We start from the raw sequence: 26,490 nt of genomic DNA, 5'->3' as shown, positions 1-26,490 counted from the left end.
TCACAGCCCTTCCAGTACGCGGGTCCGGTGCCACGTCGAGTCGCCCCACGCCGAGCGCAGCGCCTGGGTACGCAGCAGCAGCAGGGACAGGTCGTGCTCCTGCGTGAAACCGATAGCGCCGTGCGTCTGCAGCGACGAGCGCGCGGCCAGCAGCGCGGCCTCGTTGGCGGCCACCTTGGCGGCGCTGACGTCGCGGGCCAGCGTGGGCGAGCCGTCGGCCAGGGCCAGGGCCGCACCGTAGAGCAGCGGGCGGGCCAGTTCGACGGCGATGTGCACGTCGGCAAGCTTGTGCTTGATGGCCTGGTAGGAACCGATCACGGTGCCGAACTGGGTGCGCTGCTTGGCGTACTCGACGGCCGTGTCGAGCATCGCCTGGCCCGCGCCGACCAGCTGTGCCGCGGTGGCCAGCGCCCCGAACTCGAAAGCCTTTGCGGTGTCGGCCGATTGGGCCTCGCCGGTGGCAGTCACGTCGAACAGGTGCCGCGCCGGGTCGACGGACTGGTGCTGAGTCCCAATCGTGGCGTCCTGCACTTGCCCGCCTTGCCCTTCTGAGGCCAGCAGGATCAGCCCGGCGGTGTCGGCGTCGACGGCCCGCGGGGCCAGCGGCGGCAGGGCGACGGTGGCGATGAGCTCACCGGAGGCCAGGCCTTCCGAACGCTTGTCTGCCGCCAGCAGCACCGGGGCCACCGCGATGGATTCGGTGACGGGACCGGGCACGGCCCAGTAGCCCAGACGCTCAAGGGCGACAACCAGATCCACCGGATGCGCGCCGATACCGTCGAACTCTTCCGGCACGTTCAGTGCGGTGACGCCGAGGTCGGCCAGCGTCGACCACACCTTGCGGCCGGGGGCAGCGTCGGCTGCCTTCTCGACTCCGCCCCACGCCCGAACGGCGGCGGGCACGTCTGCCGCGCCCAGCGCGGCGTCGATGCTCGCAGCGAAATCGCGCTGCGATTCGTCCAATTCAAAGAACACGTCTGATCTCTCTTATTTGCGGGGCAGGCCCAGCAGGCGCTCGGCGATGATGTTGCGCTGAATTTCGTTGGTACCGGCGTAGATCGGCCCGCCCAGGGCGAACAGCAATCCTTCGGTCCAGTGGTCGTACAGTTCGGCGTCGGGGCCGCGCAGGTCCAGTGCGGTCTGGTGCAGGGCGACGTCGAGATCGGACCAGAACACCTTGGTCACCGAGGACTCGGCGCCCAGTTCGCCACCGTTGGCCAGCCGCGTCACGGTGCCGAAGGTGTGCAGGCGGTAGGCCTGGGCCTTGATCCAGGCATCGGCGACGCGCTCGGCGTAGGCCGGGTTCTGGTCGGCCTTCCATTGCGCGACAAGGCGTTCGGCCGGGGCGACGAAGCGGGCCGGGCTGCGCAGCGACATGCCGCGCTCGTTGCTCGACGTGCTCATGGCCGCGGTCCAGCCGTTGTGCACCTGACCGATGACGTCCTCATCGGGGACGAACACGTCGTCGAGGAAGATTTCACCGAAACCGGTCTCGCCGCCCAATTGGGCGATGGGGCGGACGGTGATGCCCTCGGCCTTGAGGTCGAACATGAAGTACGTCAGACCCTTGTGCCGCTGGGCTTCCGGGTCGGAGCGGAACAGGCCGAAGCCGCGCTCACCGAACGGGGCGCGCGAACTCCAGATCTTCTGGCCGTTGAGCTTCCAGCCGCCGTCGACCTTGGTCGCGGTCGAGCGCAGGGAGGCCAGGTCGCTACCGGATTCGGGCTCGGACCAGGCCTGGGCCCAGATCTCTTCGCCGGAGGCCATTTTCGGCAGCACGCGCTGCAGCTGCTCTTTGGTGCCGTGTGCGAACAGCGTCGGCGCGAGCATCGCGGTGCCGTTGGCGGAGGCTCGGCCGGGGGCGCCGGCTTTGAAGTACTCCTCCTCGTACACCACCCACTGCAGCATGGTGGCGTCGCGGCCGCCGTACTCCTTGGGCCATGCGATGACCGACAGGCCGGCGTCGAAAAGCACCTTGTCCCAGACCCGGTGCTGCTCGAAGCCCTCGAGGGTGTCGTAGGACTTGGTGGGGAACTTGTCCCTGTTGGCCGACAGGAAGTCGCGGACCTCGGCCCGGAATTCCTCGGTTTCGTCGTCGAATGTCAGATCCATTTACTGATTCATCTTTCGCAATTCGGGCTTGACCACTTTGCCCCCAGGGTTGCGTGGCAGCGTCTCGAGGAACGCCACCGACCGCGGCGTCTTGAAGTCAGCCAAATGTTCCTTGGTGTAGGTCTGCCGACCGGGCTGCTGGGTGCCGTCGGACCCACTCATTGGAACTCCCTCTAACAAAGCAAGTGCTTGGTAGGTTAGCCTACAAGGGTGATAGAGGTCCAGACGTTCCGGGCTGAGGTCCGACAATGGCTCGCAGACAATCTCGTCGGCGAATTCGCAGCTCTCAAAGGTCTTGGCGGCCCCGGCCGCGAGCATGAGGCATACGAAGAACGACGCGCGTGGAACCAGCACCTGGCCGCGGCAGGGCTGACCTGCCTGGGCTGGCCGGACGAGCACGGCGGTCGGGGACTGTCAGTCGCGCACCGCGTCGCCTTCTACGAGGAGTACGCCAAGGCGGACGCCCCGGACAAGGTCAATCACCTCGGTGAGGAACTGCTGGGGCCGACGCTCATCGCGTACGGCACTGAGGAGCAGAAGAAGCGCTTCCTGCCGAACATCCTCAATGTCACCGAGCTGTGGGCCCAGGGTTACTCCGAGCCCGGCGCCGGTAGCGACCTGGCCAACGTCTCGACGTCGGCTGAACTGGTCGGCGACGAATGGGTGATCAACGGCCAGAAGGTGTGGACCTCACTGGCGCACTGGGCGCAGTGGTGCTTCGTGGTGGCCCGCTCCGAGAAGGGCTCCAAGCGCCACCACGGCCTGTCGTATCTGTTGGTGCCGCTGGACCAGCCGGGCGTCGAGATCCGTCCGATCGTTCAGCTGACCGGTGACTCCGAGTTCAACGAGGTGTTCTTCGACGACGCCCGTACCGACGCGTCGCTGGTGGTCGGTGAGCCCGGGCAGGGCTGGGGCGTGGCGATGGCCACCCTCACCTTCGAGCGTGGTGTTTCGACGCTGGGCCAGCAGATCCGTTATAAGCGTGAGCTTGAGGGCCTGATCGACGTGGCCAAGCGCACGGGCGCCATCGAGGATCCGCTGATCCGCACCAAGCTGACCGAGTCCTGGACCGGCCTGCAGGCCATGCGGTCCTACGCGATGGCGACCATGGACGTCGAGCAGCCGGGCCAGGACAACGTGTCAAAGCTGTTGTGGGCCAACTGGCATCGCGAGCTCGGTGAGATCGCCATGGACGTGCAGGGCATGGCCGGCCTGACGCTGCCCGGCGGCGAGTTCGACGAGTGGCAGCGCCTGTACCTGTTCTCCCGTTCGGACACCATCTACGGCGGCTCCAACGAAATTCAGCGCAACATCATCGCCGAGCGGGTGCTCGGCCTACCCCGAGAGGCCAAGGGCTGATGGATCTTTCAGTTGCACCCACCGAGGTTGAAGGCCACGGCCTGCTGAAGGGCAAGGTCGTCCTCGTGACGGCAGCCGCCGGCACCGGCATCGGCTCGTCCACCGCCCGTCGGGCGCTGTTGGAAGGCGCCGACGTCGTGGTGTCCGACTACCACGAGCGTCGCCTCAACGAAACGCGTGACCAGCTGGCCGCACTCGGCCTGGGCAAGGTCGAGGCCGTCGTCTGCGACGTGACCTCGACCGAGGCCGTCGACGCCCTGATCACCGCGGCCGTCGAGAAGATGGGCCGCCTGGACGTATTGGTCAACAACGCCGGCCTCGGTGGCGAGACACCGCTGGTCGACATGACCGACGACGAGTGGGACCGCGTCCTGAACGTCACGCTGAACTCGGTGATGCGCGCGACCCGGGCAGCGCTGCGGTACTTCCGCGGTGCTGAGCACGGTGGTGTGATCGTCAACAACGCTAGTGTCCTGGGCTGGCGCGCCCAGCACTCGCAGTCGCACTACGCCGCTGCCAAGGCCGGGGTGATGGCCCTGACCCGTTGCAGCGCAATCGAAGCCGTCGAGTACGGGGTGCGGATCAACGCGGTGTCCCCGAGCATTGCGCGGCACAAGTTCCTGGAGAAGTCGGCCGATGCCGCGCTGCTGGACCGGCTGTCCTCCGACGAGGCATTCGGCCGTGCCGCCGAGCCGTGGGAAATCGCCACCACCATCGCGTATTTGGCCAGTGACTACTCCAGTTACCTGACCGGTGAGATCATTTCGGTGTCGAGCCAGCGGGCGTAGTTTTCATCCGGCCGCGAGGTTCGGATATATGTATTTGCCCGCCTAGTTGCGACAACTCTGTCGCAACTAGGCGGGCATTTTCATGTGTGGCTGGATCGCGATCTCGCGAGCCTGACCTGGTGGCGGACCCTCTCGATCAGATGATCTCCTGCTCCTGCAAGCTCGCGATCCGCGCCGCGTCATAGCCCAGTTCGCCCAGTACCTCCGCGGTGTGCTCGCCGATCAGCGGCGGCGCGAGGCGGATCGTCGCAGGCGTCGCGCCCATGCCCGCCAGCGGGCTGCCGATCAGGTCGACCGATCCGGCGGCGGCCCACATGTGCGGAGTCGTGGCGCGCAGGCCCCGATGCTGCACCTGCGGATCATCCCAGACCTCTGCTAGATCGTTATAGCGCGCGGCCGGGATGCCCACGCTGTCGAACTTCGCCTGAAGCTCCTCCGTCGTGAACTGCCGGCTCCACACGTTGATGATGTCGATCAACTCCGCGCGATTGATCTTGGCCCGCTTGGCGTTGGTGTCGAAGCGCGGGTCGGCGTAGAGCTCGGGCCGGCCCATCAACTCCGCCATGCGCCGCCAGTGGGCGTCGCTGCCGGCCGTAATGTACGTCATGCCGTCGCGCGCATGGATGAGGTCGGCGGGTCCGCCGCCGTTGCCACCATTGCCCAGACGCTCCGCCTGGACGCCGCTGATCAGATAGTCCTGCATGATGTGGCAGATCATCGCCACGGAACTGTCGAGCAGCGCCATGTCGATGTGCTGGCCCTCGCCGGTGTTGTTGCGATGGTTCAGCGCGGCGAGGATCGCGATGGCGCTGTTGTGGCCGGTCACGAAGTCGACCAGGCTGGGACCGGCTTTCACCGGACCGGCGCCGGGTTGGCCTTCGGGGATACCGGTCACGGCCATCATGCCGCCGCTCGCCTGGAACAACCCGTCGTAGCCCGCGCGCGCCGCCATCGGCCCGGTCTGGCCAAAGCCGGTGATCGAGCAATAGATGAGGCGGGGATTGATCGCCTTCAGGCTCTCGTAGTCCAGCCCGAACCGCTTGAGGTCGCCGACCTTGTAATTCTCGATCAGGATGTCCGCGGTCTTGACCAGGGCACGCAGGATGTCCTGCCCCTCCGGCTTGGAGTGGTTGACCGTGATCGACCGCTTGTTGCGGTTCGACGCGGTGAAGAAGCCGGACTGGCGAAGGTCCTTGCCATCCTTGCCCTCGACCGAGGCAAGACCGTAACCGCGCCCTTCGTCACCGCTGCCCGGTCGCTCCACCTTGATGACGTCAGCGCCGAGGTCGCCCAGTATCTGCGCGCTGATCGGGCCGGCGAAGACGCGGGTCATGTCGATGACCCGGATACCCTCCAGGGCACGCTGTGTCGTGCTCATGATCTCCTGCTACTCATCCATTTCGAGTCGTGCTGCGCGCAAGCATAGGGCTCGAATCGAAGCGCCCGACGCTTTACGCATCCCATCTATCGGTCGCGGTCGAGAACCGCGCGTGTGACCTCGCCCGCTCTCAGGGCCGCGATCGCCTCAACGTGCGCGACCCCTGTGAGCACTCGATCTTTGTGTACGTAGTGGCCAAGTCAACACCGGCCCGACCTACCCTAGCAAGCGCTTGGTTTCCATGCTGTCGAGATGGCGTCTCCATCGCCAGTCAACCCGCGAGCAGGCGCGACGAGCTACTTCAGCTCGCCGCGGCGATGTTCGCTGAGCGTGGGCTGAAGGCAACCACTGTCCCTGGTCTTCTCGCTACTAACGGGCCGCCGAACGTGAGCTTGTGTGCGAAAAATCGCCGATTCTTTGCACACAAGCTCACGTTGGGCACAGCCGCACAACCGCGCCGACGGGCCGAAGTGGATTGCCGGCGCCGCGGTACCGATATCTTGATACTCGTGGTCGGTAAGGACGAAGCGGCGTTCAGCGGAGAAGGTTGGCGCGAGCTTGTGGGCCGCGTCCACGCCGAGCTCGACGAACTGGTGGCCGCCCGGGACCGCATGGAGCAACTGGTGCGGCTCATCGTGGACGTGGGCTCCGACCTGGATCTGGATGTGACACTGCGGCGGATCGTCAGCGCCGCCTTGGAACTCACCGAAGCGAAATACGGGGCACTCGGGACCCGTGCCGCCGACGGAACCCTGGGCGTTTTCGTCGGTGCGGGCATCGACGCTGACACGGCGCGCGAGCTGGCCGAGCTACCTGTCGGTGAGGGTCTGCGTATCGACGATCTGCAAGCCCATCCGCTGGCTGCTCGGTTGCCGGCGCACGACCCGCCGATGCACGCACTGTTGGGATTGCCGATCCGCGTTCGGGACAGCGATTTCGGCAGCCTGTACCTGATCGACGACCGGCCTGACCGGGTGTTCGCGCCGTCCCAGGAGGCGGCCGTCCGCGCGCTGGCGATGGCCGCGGCAGCCGCTATCGACAACGCCAGGCTTTTCGAGCGGGAACGTGAATCCGCCAAATGGATGAAAGCCAGTCGCGAGATCACCGCCGCGCTGCTGTCCGGTAATCCGCAGACGAGGCCGCTGCAGCTCATCGTGAACCGCGCACTCGAGCTGGCCGACGCCGAGCAGGCGATCCTGCTGGTGCCGAACGAATCCGATCTCACCACCAGCGGCGCCGACACCCTGGTCGTCGCCGCTACGGCGGGGCGGTACTCGTCGGAGGTGATCGGCCGGCAGGTCCCGATGGACGGCTCTACGACAGGCAGTGTTGCGCGTCGGGGGCTGCCGCTGATCTCTGACTCATTCCAGTATCCGATCGAGGGGTTCACCGATGTCGGTGAACGGTCGGCGATCGTCATGCCGCTGATCGCCGATGATGCGGTGCTCGGAGTGATCGCGGTGGCACGCCGACCGCACCAGCCGGCATTCGACGAGGTTTACCTGGATCTGGTCAACGACTTTGCCCGCCACGCGGCAATCGCCCTGGCGCTGGCCGCCGGTCGCGAGCACGCGCTCAACCGAGAGTTGGCGCAAGCGGACACCGTCGACGGAGCGCTGCTTGCCGCGGCGGAGGAACTGCGTCGGCTGTGGCGGGCACGTCGGGTGCTGACGGTGACTTTCCCGACTTACAGTTCGTCGGCGGGGACCGCCTACGGTGAGCCGCACATCTTGGCGGCCGGTGACTCCACCCGGTGGTCAGACCTGCCAACTGAAACCCGTCAGATTCTCGTGTCACTGCGCGACGGAGATTTCTTGACGCCGAACGCTGCGCTGCCGGGTTCGGCAGGTATCGCGTTGCAGCACCCCGACGGGGTGCTTGTCGTCTGGATCGAGCTCAGTGAAGAGCGACCGTTCACGCTCGAGGACCAGACCCTGTTGACGGTGCGTGCGGGGCGTCTGGGCCAAGGTTTGCAGCGCGTGCATCGAGTCGATCAACAACGCGAAACGGCGTTGGCGCTGCAGCATGCCATTCTCGGACCCGCTGATCTGCCAAAGGGTTTCGCGGTCCGCTATCAGGCGGCCAGCCGGCCGCTGCAAGTGGGCGGTGATTGGTACGACGTCTTCCGGCTCGATGACGGACGCATTGCGATGGTGGTGGGTGACTGTGTCGGTCATGGTTTGGCCGCCGCCACGGTGATGGGACAGATTCGCAGTGCCTGCCGCGCACTGCTGTTCGAGAATCCCAGCCCCGCTGTCGCGTTGGCGGGCCTGGACCGCTTCGCGGCTCGACTGCCCGGTGCCCAGTGCACGACAGCGGTGTGCGCGGTGCTCAACCCGGATACCGGGGAGTTGGTCTATTCCAGTGCCGGGCATCCGCCGCCCGTGTTGATCGAGCCCGACGGTGCGCAGCGAACACTCGATGGCGGCCACACCATCGCGCTCGGGCTCCGGCACAACTGGCAGCGTCCCGAAGCGACGATCACTGTGCCGGCGCGGGCCACCCTGGCGTTCTACACCGATGGGCTGGTCGAACGTCGCAATCACCCTTTGGAGCACGGGATTTGCACTGTCGGTGGCCTCATTCGCGACGCCCAAGGGTCCACGCTGGACGATTTGGCAGACCACGTGATGGCCAACCTCGCGCCGCCCGACGGTTATCAGGATGACGTCGTTCTCCTGCTCTACCGCCAGCCGGCCGCACTGGAACTGGAGTTCCCGGCCGATGCTGCCCATCTGGCCGAAGCCCGTACCACCTTGCGCGACTGGCTCTCTCGAGCCGGCATAGACGCCCAGCAGGCCATGAACGTGCTCGTCGCTGCCGGGGAAGCCATCACCAACGGCATCGAGCACGGGTATTGCCGCAGTACCGACGGCACGATTCGACTGTCCGCAACGGCATCGGCCGATCAGGTTCAGGTCGCCGTCGCCGACAGCGGACGGTGGAAGTCCGCGCCGGCTGCGGTAGGCACCAATCGCGGTCGGGGCATCGCACTCATGCGCGAGCTCATGGACGACCTTGTCATCACCCGCGACACTGCCGGAACGACAGTGCACCTGACCATGAGGATCACTTGATGGCCACGTCGCTCACGCTGAACAGCACACGCAGCAATGACGGGACATCCGTTCTGGCTGTTGCCGGAGAAATCGACATGAGCAATGTCGAGGCGTTCGACGACGGTCTCACGGCCGCCATCGCGGACTGCGACGGCGGTCAGCGGTTGACCGTCGACCTCAGCGCCGTGCAGTACCTGGACAGCACGGCCATATCCGCGTTGTTCACCCGCGCCGACCGCATCGAGATCATCGCCCACCCCCATCTGATGGGCGTGTTCCGGGTCAGTGGCCTCACCGAACTGATTTCGGTCGAGCCCGCGTCGTCGGCGACGGAGTCCGCACGGGACTAACCCGGTGCCTCGAGGTGCCAAAGCAGGAGCACCCGGGTTCCGGTCGGGGTGGCCGTGATCTCGGCGCGGTCGGTGAGCGCATGAATCAGGGGAATGCCGCGCCCGTGGGCCGCGCCGCGCAGCTGTGGATCAGGAGCCCGCCAGGCGCCGTCGTCGCTCACCTCGACGGTCAGCGTCGCCAGGGCGGGGTCGTAGCCGGCGTGAACGTGCATGGCCCCGGGCGCGGGAGCGCCGCTGTACGCGGACTCAGCCGCATTGGCCATCGCCTCGTAGACGGCCAGGAGGATGTCGTTCCTCTTGGTCGGGTCCAGGTCGAAGGTACGGGCCAGCCAGGCTGCGAATTCGTCGCGGAGCAGCGCGGCGTTGGCGGGGTCCGCGCCGATACCGGTCTTGGCGAAGCTGGTCGCCGGCTGCTGTGCGTCGATCATGTCGGACTGGTCAGTACCCACTGGCGCAAGGCTTTATGTCGCTACAGCCGCGAGAGCTTCGTCGCGGGTGGCGAAAAGCTCGACGATCTCGGCAATTCCGACGAGCTCGAGGGGTCGACGGGTGGCGGGGCCGTCCGCAACCAGCACGAACCGGATACCGGGCGCCAGTTCTTCGTTGGCGGCCGCCAGCGCTCCCATGCCGGCGGAGGCCAGGAAATCCACCTCGGTCAAGTCGACAACGAGGGCGGCGGGGCTGTCGTCCTGGGCTGCAGATCGGATCGCCGCGGCTAGCTGCGGTGCGGTGAGCATGTCGACGGTTCCCGTCACCGCCACCACGGCGACCTGCCCGCTGCGATGGTGCTCGATGGTGCATGCCGGCGGTGCCAGGTCGCCCGGGTTGTCGCCCGCTGGACTCGATTGACCGGTCATATCTCCTCCCCGAGGGTTCAACGCCTTCAGTGGCAGCGGACAAGATGATATCGACCGCGGACCGGGTCGCGTATCAGACCGTGTTCGCCGTCTACGCTCGCTCAAGGGACGGGCGAGCCCGCGAATCGAGCCGCCAGCAGGGCGGATATCGACCTAACAAGCGCTTGGTTGCTATGCTGTCCCGATGGTGTCTGAATTGCCCAGCCCACAGGCCAGCAGGCGCGACGAGCTTCTCGAGCTCGCCGCGGCGATGTTCGCCGAGCGCGGGCTCAAGGCCACCACGGTGCGCGACATCGCGGACTCCGCGGGCATCTTGTCCGGCAGTCTCTATCACCACTTCAAATCCAAGGAACAGATGGTCGAGGAGATCCTCCGCGACTTCCTCGACTGGCTGTTCGAGAAGTACCAGCAGATCATCACGACCGAGTCTGATCCCTTGGAGCGGCTCAAGGGACTGTTCATGGCGTCCTTCGACGCCATCGAGCACCGGCACGCGCAGGTTGTCATCTACCAGGACGAGGCCAAGCGGCTTGGCTCGCTGCCGCAGTTCGGCTTCGTCGACGAACGCAACCGCGAGCAGCGCAAGATGTGGATCGAGATCCTCAATGAGGGTGTGCAGCAAGGGGTTTTTCGCTCCGATCTCGATGTGGACCTGGTCTACCGGTTCATCCGTGACACCACCTGGGTGTCGGTGCGCTGGTATCAGACCGGCGGTCCGCTGACCGCGCAGCAGGTTGGCGCGCAGTACCTCGCGATCGTCCTCGGGGGAATCACCACACCCGCCAAAAGCATTGCAAACACATAAGTTTCAGTAACAACAAGGGAGATGAGAAATGGCCGCATCTGAGGCGTACGTCATCGACGCTGTGCGCACCGCCGTCGGCAAGAAGGGCGGTGGCCTCTCCGGTTACCACCCGATCGATCTCGGTGTGGAGGTGTACCGCGGGATCTTCGCGCGCAACGACGTCGACCCCGCCGCGTTCGACGACGTCATCGTCGGCTGCGTCGACGCCATCGGTGGGCAGGCCGGCAACATCGGCCGCCTGACCTGGCTCGCCGCCGGCTACGACGAGGGCGTGCCCGGCACCACCGTCGACCGGCAGTGTGGTTCCTCGCAGCAGGCCATTTCCTTTGGTGCGCAGGCCATCATGTCCGGCACCGCCGACCTGATCCTGGCCGCCGGCATCCAGAACATGAGCCAGATTCCGATCAGCTCGGCGATGATCGTCGGTGAGCAGTTCGGCTTCACCTCGCCGACCAACGAGTCGAAGCGCTGGGTGGAACGCTATGGCGACCAGGAGATTTCGCAGTTCCGCGGCGCCGAGATGATCGCCGAGCAGTGGGACATCTCCCGCGAAGACATGGAAGAGTTCGCGTTCAACAGCCACCAGCGGGCGTTCACCGCGATCCGTGAGGGCCGCTTCGACAACGAGATCATCCCGGTCGACGGCTTCAAGGTCGACGAGGGCCCGCGCGAGAGCACCCGCGAGAAGCTGGCCTCGCTGAAGGTCCTGGTCGAGGGCGGCCGGCTGACCGCCGCGCTGGCCAGCCAGATTTCGGATGGCGCGTCGGCAACGCTGCTGGCCTCCGAGGCAGCGGTCAAGGCGCACGGCCTCAAGCCGCGGGCCCGCATCCACCACATCAGCTGCCGCGGCGACGACCCGGTGAAGATGCTGACCGGCCCGATCCCCGCGACCAAGTACGCGCTGGAGAAGACCGGCCTGACCATGGACGACATCGACGTCGTCGAGATCAACGAGGCGTTCGCGTCCGTCGTACTGGCGTGGGCCAAGGAGCTGGGCGTCGACCTGGCGAAGGTGAACCCCAACGGCGGCGGCATCGCGCTGGGCCACCCGCTCGGCGCCACCGGTGCCAAGCTGTTCGCCACCATGCTCAACGAGCTGGAGCGCACGGGCGGCCGCTACGGCCTGCAGACGATGTGCGAGGGCGGCGGCACCGCAAACGTCACCATCATCGAGCGCCTCTGATATCACGCACGACGAAACTGCCCCTTTCCTCCGGGAGAGGGGCAGTTTTGTGTCTGTCCGGGTTTACCGGTTCGAATGAACGGGCATTCGGCAATCATGTTGAGGTCCATCGTCGTCGTGTCCGTGGCAGCAGCAGCTGCTCTCGGTGCAAGCGCCTGTTCGGACGAGTCGCCACCGCCGTCGAATCCCACCTCCAGCACGAGCACGACGGTGACTTCGACGGAGATCATCCCGGGAGTTCCGGTCGGTCCGTCGACGCCGCCGACGACCCCGTCGACGAGGGCCAGCACCAGCACCGTCACCGTCACGGTGCCGCCGCCCAGCGTGACGATTCCCAATCCACCGCCGGTGCCGGCTGTGCCCGGACCCATGGGCCCCGGGCGGTAGGGAATTACGTGGGTCGGTGGCCCAGCAGCGCGCCGATGGCCTGCTCGGCCTTGCCGACCTCCAGCGGTTCGCCGGTGATGATGTCGGCGTAGAGGAACGACTCCACGATGCGGACGATGAGGAACGCGAGGTCGCGCGGGGGCAGCGGCGGGTCTAGTTGACCCGCGGCGATCTCGTCGTTGAGTAGCTCTTCGATCGCGCCGACGAGGCGGCCCTGCAACGTCCCGGCACGGGTGGCCAGAATCCGTAGGGCGCGTTCGGGTTCGCGCCGCAGGAACGCCTGGAAGAAGCCGGCTTCATCGATCACGGTGGCGAAGTGGCCGACGGCCCGCGCGATGTGCGCGGCGCCGTGCCCGGGTGCCGCGTCGATAGAGGCCTGGAGTGTCGGCTCGGCCAGCGACCACAGGATTTCCGCGATCAGTTCGTCACGCCCGCCGACCCAGCGGAACAGCGTGGCCCGGTTGATGCCGAGTTCGGTTGCCAGTTCCTGCATTTCGATGCGGCGACCCTCGATGAACCAGCGGCGCGCGATGCGGAACGCCTCGAGTGGATCGGGGCGCCGGTCTGTCGACGCGAGCATGCGACCCAACGGTGTCTCGCTGATGGCGCACCTCCTGTTCATCTCGCAGTCTCCGCATCATGGTAGCGGCTGATGTCTGAGTGAGATATATCTCGATCAGTCTCGTCTGTGCAACGTATCTGGATATGATGCACGAGTGACCCAGAGCGACGCAGCTTCGATCCTTGATCTCTTCCGTCTCGATGGCCGCGTCGCGGTAGTCGCCGGCGCCTCGAGCGGCCTCGGCGTCGGATTCGCGCAGGCATTGGCGCAGGCCGGCGCCGACGTCGTGCTCGGTGCGCGTCGAGAAGACCGGCTGGCCGAGACCAAGGCGTTGGTGGAAGCCGCCGGTCGCCGGGCCGTCGCCGTGCGCACCGACGTCACCAATCCGGACGACTGCAAGGCCCTCGTACAAGCTGCGGTCGATTCCTTCGGACGGGTCGACATTCTGGTGAACAATGCGGGAGTGGGCACGGCCGTCCCGGCGACGCGCGAAACGCCCGAGCAGTTCCGGTCCGTCATCGACCTGAACCTGAACGGGTGTTACTGGATGGCGCAAGCGTGTGCCACCCACATGCAGCCCGGCAGCTCGATCATCAACGTCAGCAGCATTCTCGGCCTGACCACCGCGGGCCTCCCGCAGGCGGCCTACGCGTCATCGAAGGCGGGCCTGATCGGCCTGACGCGCGACCTCGCCCAGCAGTGGACGGGACGCAAGGGCATCCGCGTCAATGCCCTGGCGCCGGGATTCTTCGCCTCCGAGATGACCGATCAGTATGCGGACGGCTACTTCGAAACCACCGTCCTGCCCCGGACCCTGGCCGGAAGGCTCGGGCGCACAGAGGAACTCAGCGCCGCACTGATCTTCCTGGCCAGCGACGCCAGCAGCTACGTCACCGGAATCACCCTGCCCGTCGAGGGTGGCTTGCTCACCAGCTGAGCTGGAAACCCAACAAGGAGAAGAACACTCGTGAAGCAGCTCAGCGGCATGGACGCCACCTTCCTCTACCTGGAGACGCCGACGACGTTCGGTCACGTCACCGGGCTGATGATCTTCGAGCGGCCCAGCGAGGAGTTCGACCCCTACGCGGCCGTGCACGCCAAGTACGCGTCGCTCATCGGTGAGCTCGAACCACTGCGGCGGCGACTGGTCGAGGTGCCGCTGGGTCTCGACCATCCCTACTGGGTGGACGACCCGAACTTCGATCTGGACTTCCACATCCGCGAAATCCATTTGGCCCGACCGGGAATGGTCGATCAGCTGGCAGACCAGGTGTCGCGCATCGTCGGCCGCCCGATGGACCGGAGCCGGCCGCTGTGGGAGGTCTACGTCATCGATGGCCTGGACGACGGGAACTGGGCGATGCTGACGAAGTATCACCACGCCACCATCGACGGCGCCGCCGGGCAGTTGATGCTCAACATCCTGACCGACACCGATCCGAACGCCACGCCGCCCGCTCCCGGCCGGGCGTGGGAAGCCGAGCCGCTACCCAGCGATATCGATCTGCTCCGCCGCGCCGTCATCAACCTGGCGGGCCATCCGGTCAAGGCATTGCGGTTCCAGACCCGGCTGGTCGGCCAGCTCGCCGACGCGGCCGGCATCGACAGCATCGGCAGCGCCGCCAGCAAGGCCGGTTCGGCCATCAAAGCCATTGCGCGCCTTGGCAAAGAAGACGGCCCGAAGATTCCGCTGCCCACCTCGGCGGCGCCGCCGACGCCGTGGAACAAGCCCATCACCGGGCATCGCCGGTTCGCCATGCGCACCGCGTCGCTGGAAAACGTCAAGCAACTCAAGACCGCAACCGGCGGCACGGTCAACGACATCGTCATGGCGATCTGCGCCGGCGGCCTGCGCAGCTACCTGCTCGCCCACGACGCGCTGCCCGACGGTCCGCTGCGCGCCATGGTGCCGGTGTCGATCCGTACCGGCGACGAGGAGGACCCGTGGACCAACCGGGTGTCCGCGATCTTCCCCGAACTGCCGACCGACTGCGCGGACCCGCTCGAGCGCGTGGCCCGCTGCCGCGAGGCCATGCTCGACGCCAAGCGTCTGCTGGACCTGGTGCCCGCCAGCCAACTCGGCGACATGGCGCAGGTCTCGGCACCGGTGCTGTCGACGTCCGCCATGCGGCTGGCGTCCCGCTTCGGGCTGGCGCACCGGATCGCGGCCACGCCGTTCAACCTGGTGATCTCGAACGTGCCCGGTCCGCGCAAGCCGCTGTACTTCGCAGGCGCGCAGCTGGTCCATCAGTTCCCGGTGTCGATCGTCACCGAAGGACAGGGACTGAACATCACCGTGGTGAGCTATCTGGACCGGCTGGACTTCGGCTTCATCGTCGACCGCGAGCTGGTGCCCGACGTGTGGGACCTGGCCGACATGCACATCGATGAGATCGGCCGGCTGATGGCGGCCAGTGGCGCCGAATGGGTGCAGGAGCCGCAACCCCCGGCGCCGCGGCGTGGACCGGTCCGCATCGTGCAACCCGGCGACGCCTACTGACGGGCTCTAGTGTTCAGGGCATGAGTGGATCGGACGACAACAGCTTCCTCACGGTGGTCGTCGCACTCGGTGCCAACGCCCTGATCGCGGTGGCCAAGACCGTCGCCGCCGTCGTCACGGGCAGCGCGTCGATGCTCGCCGAGTCCGCGCATTCCTGGGCGGACACCGGTAATGAGGTGTTCCTGCTCATCGGCACCCGCCAGTCGGACAAGCCGGCCGATGCCCAACATCGGCTGGGTTACGGCCGCGCGGGCTACATCTGGTCGATGTTCGCGGCTTTCGGCCTGTTCACCGTCGGCGCCGTGGTGTCGATCTGGCACGGCATCCAGTCCCTCAAGGCGAAGCCGAGGCGACGTCCTACGGCTGGGCCTATGCGGTGCTCGCGGTTTCGTTCGTGTTGGAGGGATCGTCTTTCCTGCAAGCGTTTTCGCAGACGAAGTCCGGCGCTCTCGAACGGCGGATCCATCCGTTGCGCTATATCCGCGTCACGTCGAACCCCATGCTGCGGGCCGTCTTCGCCGAGGACCTCTCGGCCCTCATCGGCATCGTGCTCGCGACGTGCGGCATCTTGGCGCACCAGCTCACCGGCAACGCGGTCTGGGACGCCATCGGCTCGATCCTGGTCGGTCTGCTGCTCGGGGGCGTGGCGCTGTTCCTCATCGAGCGCAACATGGATTTCCTGACGGGGGAGACGGTCACGCCGCTTGCGCGCAACAACGCGCTGCTGGCCCTGCTGGACCATCACGACATCGAGCGGGTCAGCTATCTGCACATGGAATGGGTTGGGGCGAACCGGATCTACCTCGTCGCCGCCGTCGACCTCGTCGGTGACGCGGCCGAATCGAACGTCGCCGCACGGCTCAACGCCATCGCCGACGCGTTGGCCGCGCGCCCCGAGATCGTGCGGGCCGTGCTGACCCTGACCCGGCCGGGGGACACCACCGATCTGCGTCCCACCGAGTTGCCCGGTTGGTACCGCTAGTCGGGCTTCATCGGCGCGCGGTGCGCCGTCGCGACCAATGCGCGCGCCAGCACCGAACCGGGTTCGGCAGCGCTGGTGACCAGCGCGACCGTCGCCGTCACCTGAGGTTCCTCCAGCGGCACCACCCGCACGCCGTCCGGCGGGCGCAACGTGTGCAGCCAGGTCTGGGGGACGATGCTCGCCCAGCGGCCACCGCTGACGTGCGCAAGCAGGGACACCACCGAGTCGGCTTCGAGCCGCGGTGTGGCCGTCAGGCTGTGCGCCGCCAGGACATCGTCGAGCAGCTGCCGGCCCCGCATCCCCGTGTTCAGCAGGCACAGCGGGAGTTCCAGGGCGTCGGACCAGGTCAGCGGATTCGGCTGGCTGGCAAGCAGTTCGGCGCCCGCGATCAGCACCTGCCGTTCTTCGTAGAGCGGTGTGACCGTCAGGCCTGTGGTGTCGACGCCGTCGGGGTAGATGATGCCCGCGTCGAGTTCGAAGCGGCGGATGCGCTCGACGATGCCCGCCGAGCGCAGGCTGCTCTCCAATTGCACTCGTACCAAGGGGTGTTCGAGGCAGAACGGATCGGTCAGCAGGGCCACCGTGCCCGACGCGGCCGGGATGACGCCGAGCCGCAGCTCGCCCGTCAGACCCGTCTGTAACGCGGTGACCTCGTGGATGAGGGCATCGTGATCGGCCAGAATCCGGCGCGCCCACAACACCAGCCGTTCACCTTCGGGCGTGAGGCCCTCGAAGCTCTGCCCGCGCCGCACCAGTGGGACCTTGAGTTCGTTCTCGAGCTTGCGGATGGCCTCGGACAACGCCGGCTGCGAGACGTAGCAGGCGGCAGCGGCGCGCGCGAAGTGCTTCTCGCGGGCGAGCGCCACGAAGTATTCGAGCTGGCGAAACAGCATGGACTATTCGACCACGGTCGATAGGCGATGCCTATCAGGCTCACGGAAATTGCCCTTGGACTCAGGCGTCGGTTTCCGAGCAGACTTATCGCATGACCGACCGGAGCATTGAGCAGCGAGTCGATACCGAGGGACACGGCGAGCCCGAGTTCCATCCCTACCACCATCCCGCGGCCGGCTGGGGCGCGGCGATCAGCGTCACGAAGTTCCTGGCGCGCGAGCGCGAACCCATCAGCGGACCGCACGCGATCATGAAGATGAACCACGAGGACGGTGGCTTCGACTGCCCGGGCTGCGCCTGGCCCGACGACATGAAGGGCCTCAAGCTCGACATCTGCGAGAACGGCATCAAGCACGTCACGTGGGAGATGACGCACAAGCGCTGCGGGCCGGAGTTCTTTGCCCAGCACACGGTTTCGGAACTCGCGGAGTGGAGTGACTTCGCGCTCGAAGACACCGGCCGGCTCACCGAACCGATGGTGTACGACGCCGAGACCGACCGCTACAAGCCCATCAGCTGGCGCGACGCCTTCGACCTCGTCGGCCGGGCGCTGGCGGAACTCGACGACCCGAACCAGGCGTCGTACTACACGTCGGGCCGGCTCGGTAACGAGGCGACGTTCCTCTATCAACTGATGGCCCGCGAGCTGGGCACCAACAATCTGCCCGACTGCTCCAACATGTGCCACGAGGCCAGTGGCCGTGCCATGCAGGCGGCCCTCGGCACCGGCAAGGGCACCGTCGACCTCGAGGATTGGGAGACCGCCGACGCGCTGTTCGTCATCGGCGTCAACGCCGCCTCGAATGCGCCCCGTATGCTCACCGCGCTGTCGGAGGCCTATCGCCGCGGCGCGCAGATCGTGCACATCAACCCACTGGTCGAGGCCGGCGCCACCAAGACCATCATCCCGCATGACTTCCTGCGGATGGCGACCTTCAAGTCCACCAAAACCAGCACGCTGAACCTGCAGCCCCGGATCGGCGGTGACATGGCCCTGATCCGTGGTATCGCCAAAGCTGTTCTGGAACAAGCAGAAACGGATCCGAAGGCGCTCGACATCGAGTTCATCGAGCGGTACACCACCGGGTTCGAGGCCTATCGGGCCGCGGTCGAGGCGACGTCGTGGGACGAGATCGTCTACAAGTCCGGGGTGTCGCAGCGCGATATCCGCAGGGCCGCCAAGATTTACCGCGACGCGGACCGCAGCATCATCAGCTGGTGCCTCGGTGTCACCCAGCACGAACACGGTGTCGACAGCGTCCGGGAAATCGTGAATCTGCTTCTGCTGCGCGGCAATTTGGGCCGTGAGGGCGCCGGACCGTCGCCCGTGCGCGGGCACAGCAACGTGCAGGGCAACCGCACGTGCGGTATCGACCACCGGCCGACCGAGGAGTTCCTGGACCGGCTGGCCGAGGTCTGCGGCATCGACCCGCCCCGCGCGCACGGGCTCGACACCGTCCACACCATCGAGGGCATGCACAGCGGTGACGTCAAGGTGTTCATCGGGATGGGCGGCAATTTCGCCAGTGCCGCACCGGATACCGCGTACACCTTCGAGGGCCTGCAGAAGTGCGACCTCACCGTCCAGGTCAGCACCAAACTCAACCGCAGCCACGTGATTCACGGCCGGCAGGCCCTGATCCTGCCGTGCCTGGGCCGCACCGAGAAGGACCATCAGAAGGAGGGCATCCAGTCCACGTCGGTCGAGGACTCGATGAGCATGGTGCACCTGTCGGTCGGCATGAAGAAGCCGGCCTCGCCGCACCTGCTGTCCGAGCCGGCGATCATCGCCGGTATCGCCGCGGCCGCGCTGCCGAACAGCCAGACGCCGTGGCACTGGTACGTCGAGGACTACGACCGCATCCGCGACACGATGGCCAAGGTGCTCAACGGTTTCGAGGACTTCAACCGCCGGGTCCGGTTGCCGCTCGGCTTCCGGATCAAGCAGCCCGCACGGGAACTGATCTTCCTGACCCCGTCGGGCCGCGCGGAGTTCTCGGCCGTCGAGCTGCCCGACGACACTGTCAGCGAAGGCACGCTCATCCTGGCGACGCTGCGCTCGCACGACCAGTGGAACACCACCGTGTACTCCGACAACGACCGGTACCGTGGCATCAAGAACCTGCGCACGCTCATCTTCATGAACGAGCGCGACATGGCCGACCGCGGCATCAAGGAGTTCGACGACGTCGACATCGTCGCCACCGCGCGCGACGGCAGCGTCCGCTCACTGCGCCGCTACAAGGCCGTGCCCTACGGCATCCCGCGCGGCAACGCGGCCGGCTACATGCCGGAGATGAATGTGCTCTGTGCCATCGGCGATTTCAGCTCGCAGAGCGACCAGCCCATCATGAAGAACGTCAAGGTGACCTTGACGAAGTCTGCCTAGTCGAACCTGAGCTTGTGTGCCAGATTCCTCGCGCGACTGGCGCACAAGCTCAGGTTCGCGCTACTCGCGGGCACCCGGTAACAGCATCGCCACCGCGATCGCCGCGGTGACGCCGATGATCGTGTCGACACCACGGGCGGTCAGCAGCACCAGCGGTTCGGTGGGCGCGGCGAGGTCGGTCATCAGCATGATCAACGGGGTGAAGAAGCCCAGCGCGACCGCGTGGTGGTGGGCCATGAACAGTTCGGTTGGGAACAACAGGACCATGACGCAGATCGCCAGCACATACTCGCTGGGCCCCGGCACGAGCAGTGCGGCTGCCACGGCCAGGCCGATGAAAGTGCCACCCAGGCGGTGGATTCCGCGCCTGATGCGACCACTGGCGTCGGCGGCCGCCAACGGTCCGGCCGCGGCCGCGATGGCCCAGTTGGCGTGGTCGACGCCCAGCGCCAGGCCGGCGGTGCCGGCGGCGGTGATGGCCAGCGCGTAGCGGCCTGCGTGGATCAGCACATCGCGCCGGTTCGGCAGGGAAAGCCGGGCGGGTGGCGTCACGGCTCGCGGCGCGTCGAGCACACCCAGCAGGACGCACAACAAAGCTGTTGCGGCGCAGAGCAATATCGCCGATGAAGGCGTGACGCGGCCGGCGGGCACCGTGGCAATGGCACCCAGCGCGAAGACACCGTAGAACGGTCCCTCTGGCTTGAGCGCGAGGTAGTCGGTCACCACCGAGCCGATGGATGCGAATGCCACGGCGGCGATGACCAGGACCGCCGGTGGCACATGGGAATTGGCGAGTGCCACGCCGATGGCCACGCCGAGGACCAGGATCACGCCGCCCTGGGTCTGATGCGCGAACCGCCGGCCGCGCGTTTCCGTGCGGCCGTACATGCCGGTGATCGCACCGAACACCGCGTAGATGATCAGGTCGGGGCGTCCCGCGGCCAGCAGCGCGACACCCGGGATGGCCAACCCGAGCGCGACCCGTAACGCGGGCCGGTGGTCTTCCGTCGGTGGGGTCATGGCCCGGCGCACGCGCAGGTAGACGGTGCGCATGGGCCCACTCCGATCGATGACGATGTCAGCCCCACCAAGGTTTCCGCAGCGGGGAACGGCCGTCAAAGTGGAAGTTCCGAGCACGTGATCGGCGGCGCCTATCGAGGACGCCGCCGCACTGCGTCAGCCCAGCACAGGGAAGCTGCGGCGCTTGGCCAGCCGGTCCATGCCGGACTGGATGGCGAACTGCACCTCGTCGTACACCTTGTCGACGTAGGCGGCATCGTTCGCGCGCTCCGGGTCGGTATCGACGTAGATGGGGTCGAGCAGCTCGGTGCGGATTTTCGCGGGCAGCGGCAGGTGCATCGGCAGCACCTCGACGGCCAGCGGGAACGGGAAGCCGGCGATGATCGGCATGTTGGCGCCGCGCAACCGCTTTCCGAGGCCGCTCCACTTGGCCAGGAACTTGCCTTCGTTCAGCACGAAGACGGTGTCGTGCCCACCGATGGTGGCCACGGGGACGATCGGCACACCGGACCGGATCGCCTGCTTCACAAAGCCTTTGCGGCCGGCGAGGATCGCCTTGTCACGGTCGCGCCAGGTGCGCATCGCGTCGAGCTCACCGCCCGGCCACACCACGACGTCGCGGCCCGCAGCCAGCGCGTTGGTCACCCCGTCGCGCGACGCGGGTATGACGCCGACGGCACGGAAGTAGTCACCGAGGCCGGGGGCACCCATCAGCACGTCGTGCGCGGTGCCGTGCAGGATGCGCTGCCCGTCGAAATGCCGGTACCAGGAGTGCACCAGGGTCCAGGCGTCCATGGTCAGGGAGCCGCCGGAGTGGATGCCGATCAGCAGCGACGGCTCGTCGGGCACCTTGTGCCAGCCGTCGATCTCGAGCCGGAAGTAGTGGTCGCACAGGAAGTTCCAGATCGGGTTCTGGACGTACCGCATGAACGTCGGGTTGGGGACGGCGGGCGGGGCGGCGGTCAGCGTGGTCATGAGTCCTCGTTTGCGGGGTCTGGCCGTCCGCGGCGCCTACCGATCGCGCGGACTATGGCGTTGATCGCGGCAAGGGTCAGAACGGGGAGCAAGGTGACGACGATGTAGGCCACACCACCGATGGCAGTCATTCGACCGGTTACCTCTCTGGTGCGGTTTGTCGAGCCTGTTATAGCAGGTAGGAACCTTGCCGCTGGGGTCGATGGCTACGCTACGGAGCTCGGGGAGGGGTTTCGACATCCCCGGCAGCCGAAGATTCGGCACGGATCCGGCGATATGTTGTCGCGAGAAGCCAACGTCCACGGCCCGGGTTGACAGGCCGGGCGAATGTTGCTGCTCGCGTTGATCGTGCGCCCAGGATCCTCGCTACTCGAACTTTGTCTGCGTGAGCGCACGCTCGACGCCCACAAGGCATTTGCTTGTCGAGTGCCCAGCGGCAGAGGCTCGCGACTGTGCCGCCAGCGCGTCTCAAGAGTGGACCTGACGATCTGTACGCACCCTCGACGCGAACCTCGCTGCCGCGCACAGGCGTAAGCCCCCAAATCCACAAAGATCTGGGGGCTTACGACTGGTCGTGCAGTAGTTAGACGATGTAGCTCGTCGCAGCCTGCAGGTGGGCGATGGCCTCGTCGGCGATCCGCGGCACCAGCTCGGCGCACGACGGCAGACTGTCGATGATGCCGGCCACCTGGCCCGAGGCCAGCACGCCCGCCTCGGTGTTGCCTTCCACCAGACCGGCTTTCAGCAGCATCGGGGTGTTGGCGGCCATGACGACCTGTGACCAGGTCAGGTCCTTGCCGTGGCGCATGGCCAGGCCGTCCTTGATCATCGACCGCCAGGTCATGCCCGACATCTTCTTGAACTTCTGCGCGTTGCCGACTGCGGCGACGAAACCGCGCACCGGAGAACCACTTTCGAGCTTCTCGACCAGACCCGTGCGCAGCACCCGGTGCGGCATGCCGTCGACGCGGGTCGACACCACGGTGCCGTCCAGTGCGGCTTCCAGGTAGCGCTGCTTGACGGCGTCCGGCACGGTCGAGTCCGAGGTCAGCAGGAACCGCGTGCCCATCGCGACGCCGGCGGCGCCGTAGGACAGCGCGGCCGCCAGGCCACGACCGTCGAAGAAACCGCCCGCGGCGATCACCGGCATACCGGTGTCCTTGACGGCGTCGAGCACCGACGGCAGCAGCAGCGTGGTGGCGATCGGGCCGGTGTGGCCACCGCCTTCGCCGCCCTGCACGATCACCGCGTCGGCACCCCAGCTCGCCACCTTCTTGGCGTGCTTGGCCAGGCCGACCGACGGGATCACCACGACGCCCGCATCTTTCAGCTTGGCGATCAGCTCGGGCTTGGGAGCCAGGGCGAAGGAGGCGACTTTGACTCCTTCGCGGATCAGGAGGTCGCAGCGGGCATCGGCATCGCCGGCGTCGGCTCGCATATTGATGCCGAAGGGCTTGTCGGTGGCCGCCTTGACCTTGGTGACGGCGGTCTGCAGCTCTTCCAGTGTCATCGTCGCCGACGCCAGAATGCCGAGACCACCGGCGTTGGAGGTGGCCGCGACCAGTCGCGCGCCGGCCACCCAGCCCATGCCGGTCTGCACGACCGGGTACTCGATGCCGACCAGTTCGGTCAGCGGTGTCCTGAGCTTGCCCATGACTTAGGCCTTGACCTCTTTGTCCCGCAACGACTTCGGGTCGATGACCTCACGCAGCAGCTGCAGTTCCTCGGCGGTCGGCAGGCGGGTCTCGCCGGCGGCGTCGAGGCCGTGCACCTCGAACGAGGTGTTGTCGGCGACCTCGTCGGCCGTCACACCCGGGTGCAGCGACACGGCGCGCATCTGGTGCTCGGGTCCGTTGAAGTCGAACACACCCAGGTTGGAGACCACCTGGTATACGTTCAGGAAGCGGTATGCCGGGTTGGCCGGATCGACCTTGTCCCAGCCGATTCCGGAGACGATGTCGACGGACTCGGCGAACACGCGCTTGGTGTGGTTACCCACGAAGTAGCTCGTGGCGTGGTTGATGCTGTTGCCGGGCGCGCCGCGGACACCGAACATCTGGCGCGTCGGCTGCTGGATCGGGCCGAAGGCCGACAGGTTCTGGTTGCCGTAGCGGTCGATCTGGTTGGCGCCCATGACCACATGGCGACGGCCCCAGGCCAGCGTCTCGAAGACGCGGTTGAACGGCATCCAGCCCTCGACGGCGAACGGGGCGCCGATCGCCGGGGTGTCGGCCAGCATGCGGGCCTCACCGTCGGTGATCACGATGTCGGGGGAGAAGGTCAGCCGGGCCAGGCGGGCGCCGATCTGCACGACGGTCGTCATGGGACTGGCCATGATTTCCCCTGCGTCACGGAACAATTCGGCACAGGCGACGGCACAGACCTCGGCGCGGGTTGCGTCACTCACTTGGCGGCCTCCTTCTGGGCTGCTTGGGCCTCGGCGAACTTACGGACCGCGGCCTGGTAGTCGGCCTCGGTTCCGGACAGGTAGGTCTTCACGAACTCGGCCCACGTCTCGTCCGAGCCGGCGGCCTCGGCGTAGTGGCGCTGGAACTTCTCGTCGCGCCGGTAGTCGGGCTCGTTGGTGGTGAAGTGGGCGCCATTGGGGGCCTCGACCACGGTGTCGACCATCATGCGGTTGATGATCTGCTGCTGCGGCACAACCGATTTCACCAGTTCTTCGGTGGAGACGATCTTCTCGACCGACAGGTGGCGGCGCTTGGCCGACATCAGGAACAGGTCGTCGAAGTAGGGATCGATGCCGGTGTAGGCGGCATTGCCCTTCACGTCACCGAGGTTCATGTGCACGAAGGCGGCGTCGAGGTTCAGCGCCGGCATGGCGATGAGTTCCTCGTGGGCACCGTCGGTCTCGTACGGCGAGGTGACGGTCTTGAGTTCGTCACCCCAGAAGGCGCGGACGTCGCTGCCCAGGCCGGCACGGATCGGCAGGAACGGAAGACGTTGTGCGGCAGCCTGCAGGCCACAGCGCAGCATGCCCTCGTCCATCTCGCGGGCCTCGATGGCGCCTTCGGTGCGGCGGCGCGCGAACCACGGGTCATAGAACGGCGGCGAGTCGAGCGACACGAAGCCGTAGTAGACGCGCTTGACCTTGCCTGCGGCACAGAGCAATCCGAGATCCGGGCCGCCGTAGGTGACGACGGTCAGGTCGGTCACGTCGGTGCGCAGCAGCGCCCGCACGAACGCCATCGGCTTGCGGCGCGAACCCCAGCCACCGATGCCGATGGTCATGCCGCTTTCGATCTCGGCTACGGCCGCATCGAGAGTTGTTGTCTTGTCTGCCATATTATTTCGACCCCTTGTTGGTCCCCGCGAACTCGTCGCGGTGCTCGTCGGACACGCCGGACAGATTCAGTTCGAAGGTGAAGCCCTGCTCCATGCGGTAGCGCGCGTTGACGGGCTGCACGTCGATGAAGTTCAGTGCCTCCTTGGCGGCGCGGATGACGCGGGTGTCCTTGCTCGCGATGTCGCGGGCGACGCGCAGCGCGGCCTCGTCGAGTTCTTCGCGCGGGACGACCTCGTGCACCGAACCGAAGTGCTGCAGCGTCGAGGCGGGCACGGTCGCGGCGGTGAAGAACAGCCGGCGCATCATGTGCTGGGGGACCAGGCGCGACAGGTGGGTCGCCGCGCCCAGGGCGCCGCGCTCGACCTCGGGGAGACCGAACTTCGCATCGTCGGACGCGACGATGACGTCGGCGTTGCCGACCAGGCCGATGCCGCCACCGACGCAGAAGCCGTTGACGGCCGCGACGACCGGGACCTGGCATTCGTACACCGCGCGGAACGCCTCGTAGCAGCCGCGGTTGGCGTCGATCAGCGCGCCGAAGCCCTCGGTGTTCTGCATTTCCTTGATGTCGACGCCGGCGTTGAAGCCGCGCCCCTCGGCCCGCAGGATCACCACGTGGGTGCTCTTGTCGCGCCCGGCGGCGGTGATCTGGTCGGCCAGCTCGAACCAACCGGCCGACGGGATGGCGTTGACCGGGGGGTAGTTCACGGTGACCGAGACGATGCCCGGTTCGACTGTCTTGGTGGTGATGGTCATCAGTCACTTCCTGGGGGACGGGTACCTAAGCAAGCACTTGCTTGGTACGCTAGCACAGTGACTGCTGGAATCAATCTGCAATTGGCCGGTCGCGTGGTGCTGGTCACCGGCGGTGTGCGCGGCGTCGGCGCCGGCATCAGCGCGGTGTTCGCCGAGCAGGGCGCCACCGTGATCACCTGCGCGCGGCGCGAGGTCGAGGGCTTGCCCTACGAGTTCCACGCCTGCGACGTTCGTGACGACGCGGCGGTCAAGGCCATGATCGACGCCATCGTCGCCAAGCACGGCCGGCTGGACGTCGTCGTCAACAACGCCGGTGGCTCGCCGTTCGCGCTGGCCGCCGACGCGTCGGCCAAGTTCAGCACCAAGATCATCGAGCTCAACCTGATTGCGCCGCTGCTGGTTTCGACGCACGCCAACGCGGTGATGCAGCAGCAGGACGCCGGCGGCGTGATCGTCAACATCTCCAGCGTCAGCGCCCACCGACCAACTCCGGGCACCGGTGCGTACGGTGCCGCCAAGGCCGGCATCGACAGCCTGACCACGACGCTCGCCGTCGAATGGTCGCCCAAGGTCCGGGTGAATTCCGTCATCGTCGGCATGGTCGAGACCGAGCAGTCCGAGCTGTTCTACGGCGACGCCGAGTCGGTCGCCGCCGTGGCCGCGACGGTGCCGCTGAAGCGGCTGGCCAAGCCCACCGACATCGGCTGGGCCGCAGCATTTTTGGCCTCCGAGGCCGCGTCGTACGTCAGCGGCGCGTCCCTGCAGGTCCACGGCGGCGGCGAGCCGCCGCACTACCTCGAAGCGTCAAGCGCCAACAAGTAAAGGGAGAG

Annotated in this window: 24 protein-coding genes and 3 pseudogenes; 12 read left to right on the top strand and 15 right to left on the bottom strand. The window is 66.7% G+C overall.

The window, feature by feature from the left end; genetic code table 11:
• The 3 genes and pseudogenes from ACJH6J_RS06430 to ACJH6J_RS06420 all read right to left on the bottom strand — a co-directional run.
• A complete protein-coding gene (locus ACJH6J_RS06430; RefSeq protein ID WP_406803706.1) occupies positions 1-975 on the bottom strand; it encodes an acyl-CoA dehydrogenase family protein in 975 nt (324 codons plus the stop codon).
• 12 nt (positions 976-987) lie between these two features.
• Positions 988-2,112: an acyl-CoA dehydrogenase family protein gene (locus ACJH6J_RS06425; RefSeq protein WP_406803705.1), complete on the bottom strand. Its 1,125-nt coding sequence runs from the start codon at positions 2,110-2,112 to the stop codon at positions 988-990.
• A pseudogene (locus ACJH6J_RS06420) lies at positions 2,113-2,232 on the bottom strand (hypothetical protein); the annotation flags it as partial.
• Positions 2,233-2,322: 90 nt separating this feature from the next.
• Between ACJH6J_RS06420 and ipdE1 the strand changes: the two are divergent.
• Both ipdE1 and ipdF read left to right on the top strand, forming a co-directional pair.
• Positions 2,323-3,471 carry an acyl-CoA dehydrogenase IpdE1 gene (ipdE1, locus tag ACJH6J_RS06415; RefSeq protein WP_406803704.1) on the top strand — a complete coding sequence of 383 codons (1,149 nt, stop codon included), beginning with the start codon at positions 2,323-2,325 and terminating at the stop codon, positions 3,469-3,471.
• A complete protein-coding gene (gene ipdF, locus ACJH6J_RS06410) occupies positions 3,471-4,259 on the top strand; it encodes a (5R,7aS)-5-hydroxy-7a-methyl-1-oxo-2,3,5,6,7,7a-hexahydro-1H-indene-carboxyl-CoA reductase (protein WP_138250845.1) in 789 nt (262 codons plus the stop codon). Before ipdE1 ends, ipdF begins: the two co-directional genes overlap by 1 nt.
• Positions 4,260-4,395: 136 nt before the next feature.
• On the opposite strand, the gene ACJH6J_RS06405 is transcribed toward ipdF, so the two are convergent.
• Positions 4,396-5,637 (bottom strand): CaiB/BaiF CoA transferase family protein, encoded by a 1,242-nt coding sequence (locus tag ACJH6J_RS06405; protein ID WP_406803703.1) that lies wholly within the window; start codon positions 5,635-5,637, stop codon positions 4,396-4,398.
• Between the two features lie 263 nt (positions 5,638-5,900).
• Here ACJH6J_RS06405 and ACJH6J_RS06400 point away from each other — a divergent pair.
• The 3 genes and pseudogenes from ACJH6J_RS06400 to ACJH6J_RS06390 all read left to right on the top strand — a co-directional run.
• A pseudogene (locus ACJH6J_RS06400) lies at positions 5,901-5,990 on the top strand (TetR family transcriptional regulator); the annotation flags it as partial.
• Positions 5,991-6,248: 258 nt separating this feature from the next.
• Positions 6,249-8,714 (top strand): SpoIIE family protein phosphatase, encoded by a 2,466-nt coding sequence (locus ACJH6J_RS06395; RefSeq protein ID WP_406803738.1) that lies wholly within the window; start codon positions 6,249-6,251, stop codon positions 8,712-8,714.
• Entirely contained in the window at positions 8,714-9,046 is a 333-nt protein-coding gene (locus ACJH6J_RS06390; protein ID WP_406803702.1) for an STAS domain-containing protein, read from the top strand. Before ACJH6J_RS06395 ends, ACJH6J_RS06390 begins: the two co-directional genes overlap by 1 nt.
• Here ACJH6J_RS06390 and ACJH6J_RS06385 read toward each other — a convergent pair.
• Both ACJH6J_RS06385 and ACJH6J_RS06380 read right to left on the bottom strand, forming a co-directional pair.
• Positions 9,043-9,495 (bottom strand): ATP-binding protein, encoded by a 453-nt coding sequence (locus ACJH6J_RS06385; RefSeq protein WP_406784557.1) that lies wholly within the window; start codon positions 9,493-9,495, stop codon positions 9,043-9,045. The genes ACJH6J_RS06390 and ACJH6J_RS06385 overlap by 4 nt on opposite strands.
• A gap of 12 nt (positions 9,496-9,507) precedes the next feature.
• Positions 9,508-9,903 (bottom strand): STAS domain-containing protein, encoded by a 396-nt coding sequence (locus tag ACJH6J_RS06380; RefSeq protein ID WP_406803701.1) that lies wholly within the window; start codon positions 9,901-9,903, stop codon positions 9,508-9,510.
• A gap of 184 nt (positions 9,904-10,087) precedes the next feature.
• On the opposite strand from ACJH6J_RS06380, the gene kstR2 reads away from it, so the two are divergent.
• Positions 10,088-10,708 carry a TetR family transcriptional regulator KstR2 gene (kstR2, locus tag ACJH6J_RS06375; RefSeq protein WP_406803700.1) on the top strand — a complete coding sequence of 207 codons (621 nt, stop codon included), beginning with the start codon at positions 10,088-10,090 and terminating at the stop codon, positions 10,706-10,708.
• A gap of 28 nt (positions 10,709-10,736) precedes the next feature.
• Positions 10,737-11,891, top strand: a complete 1,155-nt coding sequence (locus ACJH6J_RS06370) for an acetyl-CoA C-acetyltransferase (RefSeq protein WP_212807240.1) — start codon at positions 10,737-10,739, stop codon at positions 11,889-11,891.
• A gap of 2 nt (positions 11,892-11,893) precedes the next feature.
• Here ACJH6J_RS06370 and ACJH6J_RS06365 read toward each other — a convergent pair whose 3' ends face one another.
• Positions 11,894-12,262: a hypothetical protein gene (locus tag ACJH6J_RS06365; protein ID WP_406803699.1), complete on the bottom strand. Its 369-nt coding sequence runs from the start codon at positions 12,260-12,262 to the stop codon at positions 11,894-11,896.
• Between the two features lie 20 nt (positions 12,263-12,282).
• Entirely contained in the window at positions 12,283-12,858 is a 576-nt protein-coding gene (locus tag ACJH6J_RS06360; protein ID WP_406774115.1) for a QsdR family transcriptional regulator, read from the bottom strand.
• A gap of 136 nt (positions 12,859-12,994) precedes the next feature.
• On the opposite strand from ACJH6J_RS06360, the gene ACJH6J_RS06355 reads away from it, so the two are divergent.
• The 3 genes and pseudogenes from ACJH6J_RS06355 to ACJH6J_RS06345 all read left to right on the top strand — a co-directional run bounded on the left by ACJH6J_RS06355 (position 12,995) and on the right by ACJH6J_RS06345 (position 16,322).
• Positions 12,995-13,777: an SDR family NAD(P)-dependent oxidoreductase gene (locus ACJH6J_RS06355; protein ID WP_406774116.1), complete on the top strand. Its 783-nt coding sequence runs from the start codon at positions 12,995-12,997 to the stop codon at positions 13,775-13,777.
• A gap of 30 nt (positions 13,778-13,807) precedes the next feature.
• On the top strand, positions 13,808-15,340 hold the full coding sequence (locus ACJH6J_RS06350; RefSeq protein WP_318985436.1) for a wax ester/triacylglycerol synthase family O-acyltransferase: 1,533 nt from the start codon (positions 13,808-13,810) through the stop codon (positions 15,338-15,340).
• 20 nt (positions 15,341-15,360) lie between these two features.
• A pseudogene (locus ACJH6J_RS06345) lies at positions 15,361-16,322 on the top strand (cation diffusion facilitator family transporter).
• Here the strand turns inward: ACJH6J_RS06345 and ACJH6J_RS06340 are convergent.
• Positions 16,319-17,215, bottom strand: coding sequence for a LysR family transcriptional regulator (locus ACJH6J_RS06340; RefSeq protein WP_212807234.1), 897 nt, complete (start codon positions 17,213-17,215; stop codon positions 16,319-16,321). The pseudogene ACJH6J_RS06345 and the gene ACJH6J_RS06340 sit on opposite strands and share 4 nt — an antisense overlap.
• A 92-nt stretch (positions 17,216-17,307) precedes the next feature.
• Between ACJH6J_RS06340 and ACJH6J_RS06335 the strand changes: the two genes are divergently transcribed.
• Positions 17,308-19,605, top strand: a complete 2,298-nt coding sequence (locus ACJH6J_RS06335) for an FdhF/YdeP family oxidoreductase (RefSeq protein ID WP_406801614.1) — start codon at positions 17,308-17,310, stop codon at positions 19,603-19,605.
• Positions 19,606-19,665: 60 nt separating this feature from the next.
• On the opposite strand, the gene ACJH6J_RS06330 is transcribed toward ACJH6J_RS06335, so the two are convergent.
• The 6 genes from ACJH6J_RS06330 to echA20 form a co-directional block, all read right to left on the bottom strand.
• The gene (locus ACJH6J_RS06330) at positions 19,666-20,658 is read right to left on the bottom strand and encodes an FUSC family protein (protein WP_406801613.1); all 993 of its coding nucleotides are present in this window, start codon (positions 20,656-20,658) and stop codon (positions 19,666-19,668) included.
• Between the two features lie 123 nt (positions 20,659-20,781).
• Positions 20,782-21,600, bottom strand: a complete 819-nt coding sequence (locus tag ACJH6J_RS06325; protein WP_212807231.1) for a lysophospholipid acyltransferase family protein — start codon at positions 21,598-21,600, stop codon at positions 20,782-20,784.
• Between the two features lie 583 nt (positions 21,601-22,183).
• Positions 22,184-23,254, bottom strand: a complete 1,071-nt coding sequence (gene ipdC, locus ACJH6J_RS06320) for a (3aS,4S,5R,7aS)-5-hydroxy-7a-methyl-1-oxo-octahydro-1H-indene-4-carboxyl-CoA dehydrogenase (RefSeq protein WP_212807230.1) — start codon at positions 23,252-23,254, stop codon at positions 22,184-22,186.
• Positions 23,255-23,257: 3 nt separating this feature from the next.
• Positions 23,258-24,007: a cholesterol ring-cleaving hydrolase subunit IpdB gene (ipdB, locus tag ACJH6J_RS06315; RefSeq protein WP_212807229.1), complete on the bottom strand. Its 750-nt coding sequence runs from the start codon at positions 24,005-24,007 to the stop codon at positions 23,258-23,260.
• Complete coding sequence (ipdA, locus tag ACJH6J_RS06310) at positions 24,004-24,903, bottom strand: cholesterol ring-cleaving hydrolase subunit IpdA (protein ID WP_212807228.1); 900 nt, start codon at positions 24,901-24,903, stop codon at positions 24,004-24,006. The genes ipdB and ipdA overlap by 4 nt, the downstream gene beginning before the upstream one ends.
• Position 24,904: 1 nt before the next feature.
• The gene (gene echA20, locus ACJH6J_RS06305; protein ID WP_212807227.1) at positions 24,905-25,660 is read right to left on the bottom strand and encodes a (7aS)-7a-methyl-1,5-dioxo-2,3,5,6,7,7a-hexahydro-1H-indene-carboxyl-CoA hydrolase; all 756 of its coding nucleotides are present in this window, start codon (positions 25,658-25,660) and stop codon (positions 24,905-24,907) included.
• Positions 25,661-25,717: 57 nt separating this feature from the next.
• On the opposite strand from echA20, the gene ACJH6J_RS06300 reads away from it, so the two are divergent.
• Positions 25,718-26,482, top strand: a complete 765-nt coding sequence (locus ACJH6J_RS06300; RefSeq protein WP_226519803.1) for an SDR family oxidoreductase — start codon at positions 25,718-25,720, stop codon at positions 26,480-26,482.
• Positions 26,483-26,490: the final 8 nt, after the last annotated feature.

The organism is Mycobacterium sp. SMC-18 (assembly GCF_045310895.1).
Lineage (GTDB): Bacteria > Actinomycetota > Actinomycetes > Mycobacteriales > Mycobacteriaceae > Mycobacterium.
The sequence above is the reverse complement of the archived record's forward strand: the minus strand, read 5'-3'. Positions and strand labels throughout refer to the sequence as shown.

Coding starts and splice junctions, on each gene's coding strand:
- ACJH6J_RS06425 (WP_406803705.1), bottom strand. CDS start 2,112: ATGGATCTGACATTCGACGACGAAACCGAGGAATTCCGGGCCGAGGTC.
- ipdF (WP_138250845.1), top strand. CDS start 3,471: ATGGATCTTTCAGTTGCACCCACCGAGGTTGAAGGCCACGGCCTGCTG.
- ACJH6J_RS06405 (WP_406803703.1), bottom strand. CDS start 5,637: ATGAGCACGACACAGCGTGCCCTGGAGGGTATCCGGGTCATCGACATG.
- ACJH6J_RS06395 (WP_406803738.1), top strand. CDS start 6,249: ATGGAGCAACTGGTGCGGCTCATCGTGGACGTGGGCTCCGACCTGGAT.
- ACJH6J_RS06390 (WP_406803702.1), top strand. CDS start 8,714: ATGGCCACGTCGCTCACGCTGAACAGCACACGCAGCAATGACGGGACA.
- ACJH6J_RS06380 (WP_406803701.1), bottom strand. CDS start 9,903: ATGACCGGTCAATCGAGTCCAGCGGGCGACAACCCGGGCGACCTGGCA.
- kstR2 (WP_406803700.1), top strand. CDS start 10,088: ATGGTGTCTGAATTGCCCAGCCCACAGGCCAGCAGGCGCGACGAGCTT.
- ACJH6J_RS06370 (WP_212807240.1), top strand. CDS start 10,737: ATGGCCGCATCTGAGGCGTACGTCATCGACGCTGTGCGCACCGCCGTC.
- ACJH6J_RS06365 (WP_406803699.1), bottom strand. CDS start 12,262: ATGGGTCCGGGCACAGCCGGCACCGGCGGTGGATTGGGAATCGTCACG.
- ACJH6J_RS06360 (WP_406774115.1), bottom strand. CDS start 12,858: ATGCTCGCGTCGACAGACCGGCGCCCCGATCCACTCGAGGCGTTCCGC.
- ACJH6J_RS06340 (WP_212807234.1), bottom strand. CDS start 17,215: ATGCTGTTTCGCCAGCTCGAATACTTCGTGGCGCTCGCCCGCGAGAAG.
- ACJH6J_RS06335 (WP_406801614.1), top strand. CDS start 17,308: ATGACCGACCGGAGCATTGAGCAGCGAGTCGATACCGAGGGACACGGC.
- ACJH6J_RS06330 (WP_406801613.1), bottom strand. CDS start 20,658: ATGCGCACCGTCTACCTGCGCGTGCGCCGGGCCATGACCCCACCGACG.
- ACJH6J_RS06325 (WP_212807231.1), bottom strand. CDS start 21,600: ATGACCACGCTGACCGCCGCCCCGCCCGCCGTCCCCAACCCGACGTTC.
- ipdC (WP_212807230.1), bottom strand. CDS start 23,254: ATGGGCAAGCTCAGGACACCGCTGACCGAACTGGTCGGCATCGAGTAC.
- ipdA (WP_212807228.1), bottom strand. CDS start 24,903: ATGGCAGACAAGACAACAACTCTCGATGCGGCCGTAGCCGAGATCGAA.
- echA20 (WP_212807227.1), bottom strand. CDS start 25,660: ATGACCATCACCACCAAGACAGTCGAACCGGGCATCGTCTCGGTCACC.